At 56.2% G+C, this 15,162-nt stretch carries 13 protein-coding genes and 1 tRNA gene; 7 read left to right on the forward strand and 7 right to left on the reverse strand.

Going from position 1 to position 15,162, the window contains the following annotated elements:
• The first annotated feature begins 47 nt into the window (after window positions 1-47).
• Together AC4IBF_RS06625 and mgtE are read left to right on the forward strand one after the other, a co-directional pair.
• Entirely contained in the window at window positions 48-1,691 is a 1,644-nt protein-coding gene (locus tag AC4IBF_RS06625; RefSeq protein WP_248174735.1) for a multidrug ABC transporter permease/ATP-binding protein, read from the forward strand.
• Between the two features lie 148 nt (window positions 1,692-1,839).
• Window positions 1,840-3,276 (forward strand): magnesium transporter, encoded by a 1,437-nt coding sequence (gene mgtE / locus AC4IBF_RS06630; RefSeq protein WP_069303099.1) that lies wholly within the window; start codon window positions 1,840-1,842, stop codon window positions 3,274-3,276.
• On the opposite strand, the gene AC4IBF_RS06635 is transcribed toward mgtE, so the two are convergent.
• Window positions 3,239-4,528, reverse strand: a complete 1,290-nt coding sequence (locus tag AC4IBF_RS06635; RefSeq protein ID WP_133294835.1) for a SulP family inorganic anion transporter — start codon at window positions 4,526-4,528, stop codon at window positions 3,239-3,241. The two genes, mgtE and AC4IBF_RS06635, sit on opposite strands and share 38 nt — an antisense overlap.
• Before the next feature lie 187 nt (window positions 4,529-4,715).
• Between AC4IBF_RS06635 and mqo the strand changes: the two genes are divergently transcribed.
• Window positions 4,716-6,365, forward strand: a complete 1,650-nt coding sequence (gene mqo / locus AC4IBF_RS06640; RefSeq protein ID WP_047652540.1) for a malate dehydrogenase (quinone) — start codon at window positions 4,716-4,718, stop codon at window positions 6,363-6,365.
• 93 nt (window positions 6,366-6,458) lie between these two features.
• On the opposite strand, the gene eco is transcribed toward mqo, so the two are convergent.
• A complete protein-coding gene (gene eco / locus AC4IBF_RS06645; RefSeq protein WP_045351839.1) occupies window positions 6,459-6,962 on the reverse strand; it encodes a serine protease inhibitor ecotin in 504 nt (167 codons plus the stop codon).
• A gap of 209 nt (window positions 6,963-7,171) precedes the next feature.
• On the opposite strand from eco, the gene AC4IBF_RS06650 reads away from it, so the two are divergent.
• Together AC4IBF_RS06650 and AC4IBF_RS06655 are read left to right on the forward strand one after the other, a co-directional pair.
• A complete protein-coding gene (locus AC4IBF_RS06650) occupies window positions 7,172-7,432 on the forward strand; it encodes a DUF2534 family protein (RefSeq protein ID WP_010433451.1) in 261 nt (86 codons plus the stop codon).
• A gap of 125 nt (window positions 7,433-7,557) precedes the next feature.
• Window positions 7,558-8,745 carry an MFS transporter gene (locus AC4IBF_RS06655; RefSeq protein WP_223580011.1) on the forward strand — a complete coding sequence of 396 codons (1,188 nt, stop codon included), beginning with the start codon at window positions 7,558-7,560 and terminating at the stop codon, window positions 8,743-8,745.
• 36 nt (window positions 8,746-8,781) lie between these two features.
• Here AC4IBF_RS06655 and AC4IBF_RS06660 read toward each other — a convergent pair.
• The 3 genes from AC4IBF_RS06660 to AC4IBF_RS06670 form a co-directional block, all read right to left on the reverse strand.
• Window positions 8,782-8,858: transfer RNA gene (locus AC4IBF_RS06660), tRNA-Pro, on the reverse strand.
• A gap of 72 nt (window positions 8,859-8,930) precedes the next feature.
• Entirely contained in the window at window positions 8,931-10,691 is a 1,761-nt protein-coding gene (yejM, locus tag AC4IBF_RS06665) for an LPS biosynthesis-modulating metalloenzyme YejM (RefSeq protein WP_115875868.1), read from the reverse strand.
• A gap of 19 nt (window positions 10,692-10,710) precedes the next feature.
• Window positions 10,711-10,938 (reverse strand): YejL family protein, encoded by a 228-nt coding sequence (locus tag AC4IBF_RS06670; RefSeq protein ID WP_008500958.1) that lies wholly within the window; start codon window positions 10,936-10,938, stop codon window positions 10,711-10,713.
• 134 nt (window positions 10,939-11,072) lie between these two features.
• Here AC4IBF_RS06670 and yejK point away from each other — a divergent pair, with 134 nt between their 5' ends.
• A complete protein-coding gene (gene yejK, locus AC4IBF_RS06675) occupies window positions 11,073-12,080 on the forward strand; it encodes a nucleoid-associated protein YejK (RefSeq protein ID WP_109845346.1) in 1,008 nt (335 codons plus the stop codon).
• 50 nt (window positions 12,081-12,130) lie between these two features.
• Here the strand turns inward: yejK and rplY are convergent, their stop codons facing one another.
• Both rplY and radD read right to left on the reverse strand, forming a co-directional pair.
• Complete coding sequence (gene rplY, locus AC4IBF_RS06680) at window positions 12,131-12,415, reverse strand: 50S ribosomal protein L25 (protein WP_008500956.1); 285 nt, start codon at window positions 12,413-12,415, stop codon at window positions 12,131-12,133.
• A 125-nt stretch (window positions 12,416-12,540) separates the two neighbouring features.
• Window positions 12,541-14,301 (reverse strand): DNA repair helicase RadD, encoded by a 1,761-nt coding sequence (radD, locus tag AC4IBF_RS06685; protein WP_136195444.1) that lies wholly within the window; start codon window positions 14,299-14,301, stop codon window positions 12,541-12,543.
• Window positions 14,302-14,453: 152 nt separating this feature from the next.
• Between radD and rsuA the strand changes: the two genes are divergently transcribed.
• Window positions 14,454-15,161: a 16S rRNA pseudouridine(516) synthase RsuA gene (rsuA, locus tag AC4IBF_RS06690; RefSeq protein WP_133294833.1), complete on the forward strand. Its 708-nt coding sequence runs from the start codon at window positions 14,454-14,456 to the stop codon at window positions 15,159-15,161.
• The last annotated feature ends 1 nt before the right edge of the window (window position 15,162 follow it).

Below are 15,162 nucleotides of genomic sequence, written 5' to 3' on the forward strand. Positions count from 1 at the left end.
AGGGCAGTTTACACTGCTGGCTGATTTTTATTGTCCGGATTGCCTGCATGCAACTACTTCTCCTCGTCTGGCGTCAGTATCGCTGGCCCTTCATCGCCGTTATGGCGTTAAGCCTTGCCAGCGCCGCGCTGGGTATTGGCCTGATCGCATTTATTAACGTGCGGTTGATAGAAATGGTCGACACCTCGCTCTCCGTATTGCCGGAGTTTCTTGGCCTTTTGCTGCTGTTGATGGCGGTTACGCTCGGCTCACAGCTGGCGCTGACCGCGCTCGGCCACCATTTCGTTTTTCGTTTGCGCAGTGAGTTTATCAAGCGGATCCTGGACACCCAAATAGAGCGCGTTGAGCAGCTCGGCAGCGCCTCCCTGCTGGCGGGGCTGACCAGCGACGTGCGCGCCATTACCATCGCGTTCGTTCGTCTGCCGGAGCTGGTGCAGGGGATCATTCTGACCTTTGGCTCGGCGGCCTATCTCGCCTGGCTCTCCACCAAAATGCTGGCGGTGACTGCACTGTGGATCGCCATCACCATCTGGGGCGGTTTTATGCTGGTGTCGCGCGTCTATAAACATATGGCGGTGCTACGCGAAACCGAAGATAAGCTCTATAACGATTACCAGACGGTACTGGAAGGGCGTAAAGAACTCACCCTGAACCGCGAGCGCGCCGAGTATATCTTTAACAATCTCTATATTCCGGACGCGCGCGAATACCGGCATCACATTATTCGCGCCGATACCTTCCACCTGAGCGCGGTGAACTGGTCAAACATTATGATGCTGGGTGCCATTGGCCTGGTATTCTGGATGGCGAACAGCCTGGGCTGGTCGGACACTAACGTAGCGGCAACATACTCACTGACGCTGCTGTTTTTGCGCACGCCGCTGCTCTCGGCGGTCGGCGCGTTGCCCACCTTACTGAGTGCGCAGGTGGCCTTTAATAAGCTCAAAAAATTCGATCTCGCGCCGTTCCAGGCAGAATTTCCGCGCCCGCAGGCCTTCCCGAACTGGCAGACGCTCGAGCTACGTAACGTCACGTTCCGCTATCAGGACAGCGCCTTCTCCGTGGGGCCGATCAACCTGACGATCCGCCGCGGCGAGCTGTTGTTCCTGATTGGCGGCAACGGCAGCGGTAAATCGACGCTGGCTATGCTGCTCACCGGGCTTTATCAGCCGCAGTCGGGCGAGATTTTGCTTGACGGCAGGGCGCTGAGCGCGGAGAAACCCGAAGATTACCGCAAGCTTTTCTCGGCGGTATTCACCGACGTCTGGCTGTTCGATCGGCTGCTGGGGCCGGATGGGCAGCAGGCTAATCCGGCGCTGGTGGAAAAATGGCTGGCGCAGCTGCAGATGTCGCACAAGCTGGAGTTACAGGACGGGAAGATCCTCAACCTGAAGCTTTCCAAAGGGCAGAAAAAGCGCGTGGCGCTGCTGCTGGCGCTGGCGGAAGAGCGTGACATCATCCTGCTCGACGAGTGGGCAGCGGATCAGGACCCGCATTTCCGCCGCGAATTTTATCAGGTGCTGCTGCCGCTGATGCAGGAGATGGGCAAAACCATTTTCGCCATCAGCCACGACGATCACTACTTCATTCATGCTGACCGCCTGCTGGAGATGCGCGACGGCAGGCTGAGCGAGCTGACCGGTGAAGAGCGCGATGCGGCATCGCGTGACGCGGTGGCGCGTACGGCCTGATGCCCTCACCCAAACCCTCTCCCACAGGGAGAGGGGAGAGATCATGGCCGTAATGCCGCTTTTTTCTCCATCCCGGCCCGTTGTTTATTCTTATTTACATATCCCCGCGCTATGCTTAACCCCAACTCATTTAATGGATTTATGATTGATGTCGGTATTAAAGAAAAACAGCGCCAGACAGCGTGACCAGGAGCGCGCGCGACTCATCTGGCTCCTCACGACCGATAAAGCGGTCACTTCTACGCTATTAGGCAAACTCACCCTGGCTGAGCAATATGATGTCGGCACTCTGGCCGACGATATTGCTGAGGTAGGTGCGCTGGTTGCTCACTTACCCCCGCCGGATCTGGCGGACACCCTTGAAGCGCTTCCCTCGGAAGAACGTCACGCCCTCTGGCGTCTGGTACAGGATCACGAGCGCGGACAGGTGCTGCTTGAGGCCTCCGAAAACGTCTGGGACGACCTGATTGACGAGATGAGCGACCGGGATATTCTTGACGCTCTGCAAACGCTGGATATCGACGAGCAGATTTACCTCGTTCAGCACCTGCCGCGAAACCTGACCGGTCGCCTGCTGGCGTCACTGCCTGCGGAGGAGCGGGCGCGCGTGCGTCAGGTGATGCACTACGAGAAAAACAGCGTCGGCGCGATCATGGAGTTCGGCGTTATCACGGTGCGACCGGACGTGACGCTCGGTACCGTGCAGCGCTATCTGCGTCGCCTGGGCAAAATGCCGGACAACACCGATAAACTGTTTGTCACCTCCCGGGACAAAACCCTGCTCGGCGAGCTGGAGCTGAAAACCATCCTGCTCAACAGCACCCAGCGGAAGGTGAGCGAGGTGATGGAAAACGAGCCGATGGTCTTCTCCCCGGAAGACGATGCGGAGAAAGCGGCGCGAACCTTCGAACGTGACGACCTCGTGAGTGCTGCCGTCGTGGATTCCGTCGGCAAACTGATGGGGCGTCTGACCATCGACGAGATCGTTGACGTGGTCTACGAAGAAACCGATAACGATCTGCGTGCGCTCGGAGGGATCAGCGCGGAAGATGACGTCCATGCCTCCGTCGGCAAGGCGGTGAAAACGCGCTGGGCGTGGCTGGCCATTAACCTGTGTACCGCGTTTATCGCCTCCCGCGTGATTGACGGCTTTGAACACACTATTTCGCAGCTGGTGGCGCTGGCCTCGCTGATGCCGATTGTGGCCGGGATTGGCGGCAACACCGGAAACCAGACCATCACCATGATCGTCCGCGCGCTGGCGCTGGAAAATATTCAGCCCGGCAACTTCGCCTTTCTGATTTTCAGAGAGATGGGCGTGGCGCTGATCAACGGCCTGGTGTGGGGCGGCATTATGGGCGGCATCACCTGGTGGCTGTATGACGATATGGCGTTAGGCGGAGTGATGATGCTGGCGATGGTGCTGAATTTGCTGGTGGCATCGATGATGGGCGTCATTATCCCGTTGACCATGACCAAACTGGGGCGCGACCCCGCGGTGGGGTCGAGCGTGATGATCACCGCCATCACCGATACCGGCGGTTTCTTTATTTTCCTTGGACTGGCGACGATTTTTCTTCTTTAAGCCGACGCTTAATGCGGGCGGGGAGGAGTGCCATGACGATAATCCCGCCCAGTACGCCAATTGCCAGATTGCTGGTTGATACCGTGGCGGCAACGGTGACCAGCATGACGACCGTTTCCGCTATCGGGGCCGTTTTCAGCGCGGCGGGCTGAAGGCTGTGCCAGCTGAAGGTTTTGACGGCGACGATCGCCATAATGCCCGCCAGCACCGCCATCGGGATGTTGGCCATCACCTCGCTGAGCGCCGTCACCAGGATCAGCAGCACGATGCCCGCAGCGAAGGTTGAAATGCGGCTTCGGCCTTTCCCCATCTCCACGTTAACGATGGTTTGTCCTATCATCGCGCAGCCTGCAATACCACCGTAAAATCCGGCCAGAATATTGCCGACGCCTAATCCAATGCTTTCGCGGCGTTTACTTGACGGTGTCGCGGTCAGTTCATCCACCAGCTTTGCCGTGAGCAGGGACTCCAGCAGGCCGACAAAGGCGATGCTCAACGCGCACGGCCAGATAATGCTCAGCGTCTGTAAATTGAGGGGGACCAGAAGTTCACTAAGTCCCGGCAAACTGCCGCTCATTGAGCCTTCATCGCCCACGGTCGGCAGGCTTTGCCCGGTTGAAACGGTAAACAAGGTTAACAGCAAAATCGCAATCAGCGGGGAAGGGATGCTTTTGATATATCGCGGCACCCAGAGCACGATCAGCAGCGTCAGCACGAACAGGCCCACAATCAGCGGGCTTCGGCTCCAGAAATGCGGCACCTGAGCTAAGAAGATCAAAATGCCCAGGGCGTTAACAAACCCGGTCATGACCGACTGGGGAATAAAGCGCATCAGCCTTGCCATGCCCAGCACGCCAAACAGAATCTGAATCACGCCAGCCATGAGCACGGCGGGAAGAATGTACTGCACGCCGTGCTGATGCACCATCGGGCCAATGACCAGCGCCACGGAACCGGCCGCTGCCGTGACCATAGCCGGACGACCACCGAGTACGGACAGGGCGAGACACAGCACTACGGAAGCGATCAGGCTGACCTTCGGGTCAACGCCCGCGACCACCGAAAACGAGATGACTTCGGGGATCAGAGCCAGGGCGGTAATCACGCCTGCCAGCGTTTCGCGCGTCAGCTTCTTAGGGGAACGCAGCACGTTGGCTACGCGCTCTTCGGGGGATACAGCAGAATGGGGTAAGGACATAACAGTTCGCTGGTTAGGGCAGGCTTCCGTGCGCGCGATCACAAAACGCAACATACTAGCCAGTAAAACCGCGCTTTACCAGACGCATCGCTAATTCCTCACAAACAATCCATCATTAAATTTCACAATTACAATAATTTCGTAACCTTTAAACAATATTTAAAAGTTGTTACCGTGCCCCCGCAGCTTTTTTCACCTGCAATTTCCACGCATCAAGCACTTTTACACTAAGGCATAAATTATGAAAAAAATGACTGCCATGCTCTTTTCTCTGGCCGTGGGGCTTAACACCGTCTCCATGGCGGCGAAAGCTGACGCACCAAAAGAGCAGGAAACGGACGTCCTTTTAATCGGTGGCGGGATCATGAGCGCCACGCTGGGAACCTATCTGCAAGAACTGCAGCCGGACTGGTCTATGACCATGGTCGAGCGCCTTGATGGCGTGGCGCAGGAGAGTTCGAACGGCTGGAATAACGCCGGTACCGGCCATTCGGCACTCATGGAACTGAACTATACGCCGCAGAAAAAGGACGGTTCCATTAGTATCGAGAAGGCAGTAGAAATCAACGAAGCGTTCCAGGTTTCTCGCCAGTTCTGGTCTCATCAGGTCAACAGCGGCGTGCTGCACGACCCGCACTCCTTCATCAACACCGTGCCGCACATGAGCTTTGTGTGGGGCGAGCAGAACGTCAACTTCCTGCGCGCGCGCTACGCCGCTCTGCAGCAGAGCACGCTGTTCCGCGGGATGAAATACTCTGAAGACCACGCGCAGATTAAAGAGTGGGCTCCGCTGGTCATGGAAGGTCGTGACCCGAACCAGAAAGTGGCGGCGACCCGTACCGAAATTGGTACTGACGTTAACTACGGCGAAATTACCCGTCAGCTGGTGACGTCTCTGAAGAAAAAAGAGAACTTCAATCTGCAGCTCAGCACCGAAGTGCGCGGTTTCAAGCGCAACGCGGATAATAGCTGGAGCGTGACCGTTGCCGATCTGAAAAACAATGAAGCTGAACACGTCATCAAGGCGAAGTTTGTCTTCATCGGTGCGGGCGGTGCGGCGCTGAAGCTGCTGCAGGAGTCCGGTATTCCGGAAGCTGACGACTACGCGGGCTTCCCGGTCGGCGGTCAGTTCCTGGTGTCCGATAACCCGGAAGTGGTGAATCGTCATCTGGCAAAAGTGTACGGTCAGGCTTCCGTGGGCGCGCCGCCAATGTCCGTTCCACACATCGATACCCGTATGCTTGACGGCAAACGCGTGGTGCTGTTTGGACCGTTCGCGACCTTCTCCACTAAATTCCTGAAAAACGGCTCCCTGTGGGATCTGCTGAGCGCAACCACCACCTCTAACGTCAAGCCGATGATGGACGTGGGTCTGGATAACTTCGATCTGGTGAAATACCTGATTAGCCAGGTGATGCTCTCTGACGACGATCGTTTCGAAGCGCTGAAAGAGTACTATCCTCAGGCTAAGAAAGAAGACTGGCGTCTGTGGCAGGCGGGTCAGCGCGTGCAGATTATCAAGCGCGATCCGAAAGAGGGCGGCGTGCTGCGTCTGGGTACCGAAGTGGTGAGCGATAAGGATGGCACAATCGCCGCGCTGCTGGGCGCGTCACCGGGTGCGTCTACCGCTGCGCCAATCATGCTGCACCTGATGGAAAAAGTGTTTAAAGATAAAGTCGCCAGTCCGGAATGGCAGGCGAAGCTGAAAACCATTATTCCATCCTACGGCACGAAGCTGAACGGTAACGTGGACGCGACGGAGCAGGAGCTGGAATACACCAGCCGCGTACTGCAGCTGCAGTACATCAAACCGCAGGCTGCGGATGCTGCGCCGAAAGCGGAGCTGAAGCCTCAGCCGGAAAACAAACCGGTTGCGGATATCGCGCTGTAAGGTAAAAAAGCCGGGTGGCGCTGACGCCCACCCGGCCTATGTTCGGTGTTGTTTTGTAGGTCGGGTAAGGCGAAGCCGCCACCCGACTTAATTTCAACGTACGACAGCCTGCTCAATCTTCTCTTCAGCCTTCCACACGCGATACTTCACTTCCACGTTTTCAGGCGTATAAACCACGATCGGCAACTTGCTGTTGTAGCGCAGCAGGCTATTGTCGCCCAGATACGCTGTCACAAATTTCTTCTCTTTCTTGCCGTCCGGGCAGGCCATCATGGTGGAGACCGGAGAGGTCACTTTATCAAAGACGTAGTAGTCATAACCCCAGCCTTCCAGCGTTTTGCTTTCCAGCTGACCGCCCAGACGATGCTGGTTGCAATCCACTTCCAGCGTCTTGCCAATCAACAGCTCCACTTTGAAATTCGCTTCATCCTGCTGTGCCGGTAGCTGGATCACCTGACGCTTCATCCCTTTATCCGCTTTCGGGTACGGGGCGACTTTTTCCAGCGGCTGCTCTTTAGGTGTTTCGCTGGCGAAAGCACTGGTGCTGACACATGCGGCGGCGATGAGTGCGATGGCAAATTTAGGTGCGTTTTTCATTGTCATTCCTTTATGTCAAAACGATCCTGCACAGGTTAACATATCAATTATGAATGGTTGGTGTTATTTACTTACATTTTCAATATTAATAGCGCAATAAACCACATATTTGCCACTTAAGTAGAGATTTGTACTGGCGTGGAGTCCGGCAGGCGTTTGTGTTATTTTAGACCCTCTATAATGTTATTCATCTGTAAAAGGGAAGAGAGATGGTTCGTGCAAAACTGAAAACGCCTGAAGGCCGCAAGTTCCTCCTGGCGCTGCTGGTTGTGTTTATGATTGCTGCCGCGTGCGTGGGGCGGGCCACCATTGTTGGCGTCATCGAACAGTACAACATTCCTCTCTCTGCCTGGACAACCAGCATGTATGTCCTGCAATCGGCGATGATCTTTGTCTACAGCCTGGTGTTCACCGTTCTGCTGGCCATCCCGCTGGGCATTTTCTTCCTGGGCGGACGTGATAAACACTAGACGCCGATTTGCGATATCGAAGCCATCCTGCGGGGTGGCTTTTTTTATGTCTAATAATTTTTATTCGCATTTCCAGGATATTCTGTTTCGGACAAGACAGTGCAACATGAAGCAGGAGATGCGCAATGTTATCCCGGTTTGCAACGCTCAGCCGGATCCCGAAAGGAGTCTGGGTGGTGGGCGGCGTCAGTATGTTAATGGATATCTCCTCGGAGATTATCCACAGCCTGCTGCCGCTGTTTATGGTGACGACGCTGGGCGCCAGCGTTATTTTCATTGGTTTGATTGAAGGTCTGGCTGAAGCTACGGCGCTGTTTATCAAGGTGTTTTCCGGCGCCATCAGTGACTATCTGGGCAAGCGTAAAGGACTGGCGGTTCTGGGCTACGGTCTTGGCGCATTGAGTAAACCGTTGTTCGCTATCGCCTCTTCTTCCGGCATGATCCTTGGGGCGCGCTTAATCGACCGGGTCGGGAAGGGGATACGGGGAGCGCCGCGCGATGCGCTGGTTGCTGATGTTACGCCGCCGGAACTTCGCGGCGCGGCCTTTGGGCTGCGTCAGTCGATGGACACCGTCGGCGCATTTCTCGGGCCGCTGCTGGCCGTAGGATTAATGCTGCTGTGGAACGATGACTTCCGCACGATTTTCTGGATCGCGGTGATCCCCGGCGTGCTCGCCGTGGCGCTGCTTTTCTTCGGCCTGCATGAGCCGAAAACGCCCGTCGAACATAAACGCACGAACCCCATCAAAAAAGAGAACCTCAGGCGTCTCGGGAAAGGCTGCTGGTGGGTCATTGGCCTGGGAGCCATCTTCACGCTCGCACGTTTCAGTGAAGCATTTCTTGTGCTGCGCGCACAGCAGTCGGGGGTGCCGCTGGCGCTGATCCCGCTGGTGATGGTGGCCATGAATCTGCTCTATTTCCTCTCTGCCTATCCGTTTGGCAAGTTATCGGACGGGATGAGCCACACCCGATTACTGCAGTGGGGTCTGGTGATGCTGATTGGGGCAGATGTTGTGCTGGCGCTGAGCACCCACTGGGCTGGAATGCTTCTGGGCGTCGCGTTTTGGGGAGTACATATGGGTATGACCCAGGGATTACTGGCGGCAATGATCGCTAAAACCGCACCGCCCGATCTGCGCGGCACTGCTTTCGGTATTTTTAGTCTGGTCAGCGGCGTGGGATTATTAATCGCCAGCGTGGGAGCCGGCGCGATATGGGAAACGTTTGGCGCGGAATATACGTTTTATGCCGGAGCGGTGATTTGTCTGGCTACGCTGGTGTATCTGCGCAAAACCCCGGACGAGGCGAAATAAAAAAACCAGCCATCAGGCTGGTTTTCAGTATATTTTTGGTCGGCACGAGAGGATTTGAACCTCCGACCCCCGACACCCCATGACGGTGCGCTACCAGGCTGCGCTACGTGCCGACGCATAAAAAGAATACTACTCGATTCCGTTTTGAATGCAAGGGAATCTGTCGCTAACTGGTTTATTATTAATCAGTTAGCGATGAAGCGCTTCTCATCCGTCAGGACCTGCAGCAGCAGGCTCAGCTGCGGTTTCTGGTCTTTCAACCGTTCACCCTGCAGATTATACGTCTGATAATTCCCGTTACTGTTCAGCACCAGCGTCAGCTTCGGTGTGGTCACCACCAGCGTGTCATTCCCGGCAGCCGTGACCCAGTTATGGCGGCGCGCAGCGCTGAAGAGATCCTGTCCCTGCGAATACTCGTTCGCTGGCGTGCTGACATGCAGCAGGCGTTGCATCAGGGTAGTCATCACATCTTTATGCTCGGTAAGCATATTGATGCGCTGTGCCGGGGTGCCAGGCCAGTGGATCACCAGCGGAACCTGCAGGTTCGGGCGTGACCAGCTCATGCTCTTCGTCTCGTCACCTAACGGGACGCCATGGCCTGCGGTCACGATCACCACGGTGTTATCCAGCTTGCCGGACTCACGTAGCGCGTCAAGCACGCGGCCAATCTGCGCATCAACATCACCCGCCGCGCGGCCGTAGCGGCGCGCGAAATCACTCTTATTGCTGTTAGCAAGCGTTGTGCCGTTAAAGGCAACCCATGAGAACCAGCGGTTATCTTCCTGCGCGTAGCGCTGAAGCCAGTTTATCCATTGGCCGGCGGTCTGCGCATCGGACTGATTTTGTGCCGCTGGCAGTGAGAAATCGGACAGCAGCGCCTGGCGGTAGAGCGGGCTGTTAAAGCCATCGGATGAGAACAACCCTAACTGATAGCCCTGCTGATTCAGCCCGGTGATCAGCGCCGCAGGCGTGCGGGTAGAGAGTACGCCGTCCATGTATCCGGCTGAAATGCCATAGAAGAGGCCAAAGATGCCCGCGTCGGTTGTGTTACCGGAGCTCATATGCTGAGTAAACGAGACGTTTTGACTCGCGAAATCGGCCAGCACAGGCATCTGCTTCTCGTAACGGGAATAGTTCAGGCCATCAACGGTGATCAGCAGGACGTTTTGCCCGCGCCCCATATCGCGATAGCGTAGATCGCTCAGAGGATACTGCACGCTGACGGCTTCCGGATTACCCTGCTCGATAAGACGGCGCTGGTACTCCTGAGCGTCAAGCAGGCCGTGTTTCTCGAGGAAACGACGGGCCGTCATCGGGTACGAGAGCGGCAGGTTCGCACGCTGCATGGTAATAGGGCGATAGAAGTTCGCATCCGCCCAGATATACATGATGTGCGAACTGATAAAGGAGACGAAAAAGAGCGCGGCGACGGGCTTCGCGTAATGGCGTCGCCGGGTCAGGCTGCGGAGCTTTTGCCAGCTCCACGTCGCAAACAGCATCTCAATCAACAGGATCACCGGGACGCTGATAAACATCAGCTGCCAGTCACGGGCCGTTTCGTTCTGGTCGGGGTTAATCACCAGTTCCCAGACGATGGGGTTAAGATGCAGGTGGAAGCGGGTGAACACTTCACTGTCGATAAGCAGCAGCGTCATCCCCACCGTCGCGAGGATGGCGGATAAGAACCGCATCAGACGCTGCGACATGACGATAAACGTCAGGGGGAACAGGATCAGCAGATAGGTGGCGAAAACCAAAAAGCTAAAGTGACCGACAACGCTTATCCAGGAGTAGACACGCCCGGTTAGCGTTGTTGGCCAGTCTGCGACAAACAGATAACGACAGCCAATGACCGTCGCCAACAGAATGTTGAACAGGGCAAACCAGTGCCCCCAGCTGACCATCTGGGAGACTTTTTCACGGTAGCGCTGACGATTCGTCACCATAAAATGTTGTTCGTATCCCTTAATGGGCCGGGTCGTTGCTGACGGACGACTGTAAAGCCTGGGCGAAAGATTTTGCGATCGCCTGACGCTGAGCCGGAGCAACGCTGGTGTTAATCAGGTTGGTGACCATATTTCCCAAAACCATCAGGGAGAGATCGGTCGGCGTTTTATGTTTTTCCAGTACGTTGACCAGCTCACTGAGCAGTTGTTCAACGTGTTCATCACTGTAGCGGGAATGTTGTGGCATAAATCAAAATCAGTTTGTTGATGAAAGGGCAACATATTACCGTAGCAACAGCTTTTTTTCCCCTTTTTTATCTGTTGTTGCACACATGTCCTGGTGGTGGTTGAATACCGCCCGGTCTAAAAGGAGAGTTTATCATGAGTCTGGAAATCAACCAGATTGCCTTGCACCAGCTTATCAAGCGTGATGAGCAAACCCTTGAAGTGGTGCTGCGCGATTCGTTACTGGAACCCACGGCGACCGTGGTGGAGATGATGGCAGAGCTGCATCGCGTCTACAGCGCCAAAAATAAAGCCTATGGTCTTTTCAGCGAAGACAGCGAACTGGCCGATAGCCTGCGCCTGCAGCGCCAGGGTGAAGAGGATTTCCTGGCGTTTAGCCGTGCGGCAACCGGGCGTCTGCGCGACGAGCTGGCTAAATATCCGTTCGCCGACGGCGGGATTGTCTTGTTCTGCCACTACCGCTATCTGGCGGTCGAGTATCTGCTGGTTACCGTGCTGAATAACTTAAGCAGCATGCGCGTGAACGAGCAGCTGGATATCAGCTCGACGCATTATCTGGACATTAACCATGCGGATATCGTGGCGCGTATTGATTTGACCGAGTGGGAAACCAACCCGGAGTCGACCCGCTACCTGACTTTCCTGAAGGGACGCGTGGGCCGCAAAGTGGCGGATTTCTTTATGGACTTCCTCGGTGCCAGTGAAGGGCTTAACGCCAAAGCGCAGAACAAAGGGCTGCTCCAGGCGGTTGACGATTTCACAGCAGAAGCGCAGCTCGATAAATCTGAGCGCCAGACGGTGCGTCAGCAGGTTTACAGCTACTGCAACGAACAGCTGCAGGCAGGGGAAGAGATTGAGCTGGAGTCGCTGTCAAAAGAGCTGGCGGGCGTCAGCGAAGTCAGCTTCCAGGAATTTACCGCAGAAAAGGGCTATGAGCTTGAAGAGAGCTTCCCGGCGGATCGCAGCACGCTGCGTCAGTTAACCAAGTTTGCCGGCAGCGGCGGTGGGTTAACCATTAACTTTGATGCGATGCTGCTGGGTGAACGTATCTTCTGGGATCCGGCCACCGATACGCTGACCATTAAGGGCACGCCGCCGAATCTGCGCGATCAGCTTCAGCGCCGCACCTCGGGCGGTAAATAGCAGGCACAAAAAACCCCGCAGAAGCGGGGTTTTTTTCGACAGGTTTGCGATTACGCGCGAACGAAGTCGATGTGAGTCAGTTTTGGCTTGAACGCGTGACGCTGAACAGCCTGAACTTTCACTTTTTCTTCTTTACCGCCAACAACGATGGTCAGAACTTCGCTGTAGAATTCAGCTTTGGTCTGCAGGTTCCACAGTTTGTCGTGATCCAGTTCGATTGCAACTGGAGCAGCTTCGCCACCGTAAACGATAGCCGGGAACTTGTTAGCGGTACGCAGGCGGCGGCTCGCACCCTTACCCTGCACGTTACGTACTTCTGCTTCGATAGTAAACATTGATTTCTCTCTGTATTTAAAACCCTACTACAGGCGACCCAGCAGCAGGTGAGTGTTCTGCCTCACGGATGTGAAGCGGGCGGCATTTTATACTCAAATGCCCCCCACATCAATGAAAAGTCCCGCTAACCGCGCAATTCATTGGCACGACGGAAGCGACCTTCGTAGTCAAAGAGTTTCTCGCGCACCTGCCAGAACTGGCCTTTCTTGCGGGCGACCACAAAATCCGGATGGCGTAATAACACCTGCTGGTGCACGATATCCGCCACGGTGATCCAGCGCAGTGGCACCCCCGGGGTGCGGGTGTGCGGGCGAATAAACAGCTGTTCGAAGGCCGTTCGCTGGGCAGGCGTCTGGAGCCGGAAGCGCTCGCTGACGTCCGCCCCGTCTTCATCGTAATAGGTGATTTTCAACCATTCACCTTTTTCATCGGCGCCGGGCTGCAACGCCATGCCGGAACAGCGCAGTACCAGCGCATCTTTCAGCTTTAATGCTGCTTTGAGCATGTCGTCCGGGTCAACCAGCACCGTGTCGCATTCCCGACAGCGGCGAGCGGCAATGTCGTTTTCGGCGTTGCACTGCGGGCAGTTTTTAAACCGGAAGCGGAAATCGCACTGCTCGCGATGCCCTTCATCATCTTCAAACCAGCCCTGACAGCGGCGGCCAAAATGCTCGATCAGCGTGCCGTCGGCGGTGGTTTTGCCCCAGAATGTGTTGGCAAACCCGCAGGCAGGGCAAAAGACCTGCACGGGCACGTTGTCGCTTTTCCCTTTTGGCGCGCCGACCTCAGGCGTATAGAGATCGTGCGGGTTACCGGCATAATCCAGAATCAGGCAGTCGGTTTTCCCCGGCGCCAGACGCAGGCCGCGGCCAACAATTTGCTGATACAGACTGACCGATTCGGTCGGACGCAAAATAGCGATCAGGTCGACGTGCGGGGCGTCAAAGCCGGTGGTCAATACCGATACGTTAACCAGATAGCGGAACTGCTGGGCTTTAAAGGCCTCAATCAGGCGGTCGCGCTCGGGGCCGGGCGTCTCGCCGGTGATGAGCGCCGCGTCGCCGGGGGGCAGTAACCCGGTGATTTCTCGCGCGTGCTCAACGGTGGCGGCAAAGATCATCACCCCTTTGCGCGTCGCGGCGAACTCCTCTATCTGGCTGATGATATGCGGCGTAATGCGCTTTTGCTTTTTCAGCTCCTGGTTAAGATCCGCTTCGCTGAATAACCCGTTGCTCTGCGCCTGCAGGCGGCTGAAATCGTACTGCACCACCGGCATATCCAGCCGCTCAGGTGGCGTCAGGTAGCCATGTTTAATCATGTAGCGCAGCGGAAGCTCGTAGATGCAGTCGCTAAACAGGGCCTTGTCATCGCCGCGCACCATGCCGTGATAATGGTAGCGATAGATCCAGCCTTTCCCCAGACGAAACGGGGTCGCCGTCAGGCCCAACAGGCGCAGGTGAGGATTCACCTCTTTCAGGTGGGACAGGATTTGCTGATACTGGCTGTCGTCGTCATCGCTGATGCGGTGACATTCGTCGACAATCAGCAGCGAAAATTCGCTGCGAAACAGGTCCAGATTGCGGGCCACCGACTGCACGCTGCCAAATACCACTTTGCCGTGGCTCTCTTTACGCTTCAGCCCGGCAGCGAAAATATCGGCTTCCAGCCCAAGTGCACAATATTTGGCATGGTTTTGCGCGACGAGCTCTTTAACGTGCGCCAGCACCAGCACGCGGCCGCGGGCCAGACGCGCCAGTTCGGCAATGACCAGGCTTTTGCCTGCACCGGTCGGGAGCACAATCGCCGCCGGCTCGCGATGTTTACGGAACCAGGCGAGGGTGGCGTCAACGGCTTCCTGCTGATAGGGACGAAGTGTAAAAGTCATGGGGTCTCGGTTTCGTTATTCCGCACATAGTATGCCACGAAACTTTTTCCCTTGAGTGGCGCAACCAGACCATTATACTGAACCGTTCCAGACTGCTTCTTTTTTCGGACCTGTTGTCCGACTTCCTGCACCATTAAGGCTAAAAAGATTTCATGCGACTTGATAAGTTTATCGCTCAGCAACTCGGCGTAAGCCGCGCTATTGCCGGGCGCGAAATTCGCGCCAGCCGCGTTACCGTGGATGGCGACATTGTGAGAGACAGCGCGTTCAAACTGCAACCTGACCATCAGGTGGAGTATGACGGCAATCCGCTGGCCCAGCAGCACGGTCCGCGCTACTTCATGCTCAATAAGCCGGAAGGCTACGTCTGCTCAACGGACGATCCGGATCACCCGACGGTGCTCTATTTCCTCGACGAGCCGGTGGCGCACAAGCTGCACGCCGCAGGCCGACTTGATATCGACACCACCGGGCTGGTGCTGATGACCGACGACGGTCAGTGGTCGCACCGCATCACCTCTCCACGCCACCACTGCGAGAAAACCTATCTCGTGACGCTGGAGTCACCGGTGTCGGATGACACGGCAGAGCACTTCGCGAAAGGTGTTCAGCTGCATAATGAAAAAGATCTGACCAAACCGGCGGTGCTCGAAGTCATCACCCCGACGGAGGTCCGCCTGACCATCAGCGAAGGGCGCTACCATCAGGTGAAACGTATGTTTGCCGCGGTGGGGAACCACGTTGTTGGCCTGCATCGCGAACGGATTGGTGCGATTGAACTCGATCCCGACCTGGCGCCTGGCGAATATCGCCCGTTAACGGAAGAAGAGATCGCCAGCGTCGGTCTGCCTTCGCACTAAT

This window comes from Enterobacter sp. Taxon_8 (assembly GCF_058354585.1).

Coding starts and splice junctions, on each gene's coding strand:
- AC4IBF_RS06625 (WP_248174735.1), top strand. CDS start 48: ATGCAACTACTTCTCCTCGTCTGGCGTCAGTATCGCTGGCCCTTCATC.
- mgtE (WP_069303099.1), top strand. CDS start 1,840: ATGTCGGTATTAAAGAAAAACAGCGCCAGACAGCGTGACCAGGAGCGC.
- AC4IBF_RS06635 (WP_133294835.1), bottom strand. CDS start 4,528: ATGTTGCGTTTTGTGATCGCGCGCACGGAAGCCTGCCCTAACCAGCGA.
- mqo (WP_047652540.1), top strand. CDS start 4,716: ATGAAAAAAATGACTGCCATGCTCTTTTCTCTGGCCGTGGGGCTTAAC.
- eco (WP_045351839.1), bottom strand. CDS start 6,962: ATGAAAAACGCACCTAAATTTGCCATCGCACTCATCGCCGCCGCATGT.
- AC4IBF_RS06650 (WP_010433451.1), top strand. CDS start 7,172: ATGGTTCGTGCAAAACTGAAAACGCCTGAAGGCCGCAAGTTCCTCCTG.
- AC4IBF_RS06655 (WP_223580011.1), top strand. CDS start 7,558: ATGTTATCCCGGTTTGCAACGCTCAGCCGGATCCCGAAAGGAGTCTGG.
- yejM (WP_115875868.1), bottom strand. CDS start 10,691: ATGGTGACGAATCGTCAGCGCTACCGTGAAAAAGTCTCCCAGATGGTC.
- AC4IBF_RS06670 (WP_008500958.1), bottom strand. CDS start 10,938: ATGCCACAACATTCCCGCTACAGTGATGAACACGTTGAACAACTGCTC.
- yejK (WP_109845346.1), top strand. CDS start 11,073: ATGAGTCTGGAAATCAACCAGATTGCCTTGCACCAGCTTATCAAGCGT.
- rplY (WP_008500956.1), bottom strand. CDS start 12,415: ATGTTTACTATCGAAGCAGAAGTACGTAACGTGCAGGGTAAGGGTGCG.
- radD (WP_136195444.1), bottom strand. CDS start 14,301: ATGACTTTTACACTTCGTCCCTATCAGCAGGAAGCCGTTGACGCCACC.
- rsuA (WP_133294833.1), top strand. CDS start 14,454: ATGCGACTTGATAAGTTTATCGCTCAGCAACTCGGCGTAAGCCGCGCT.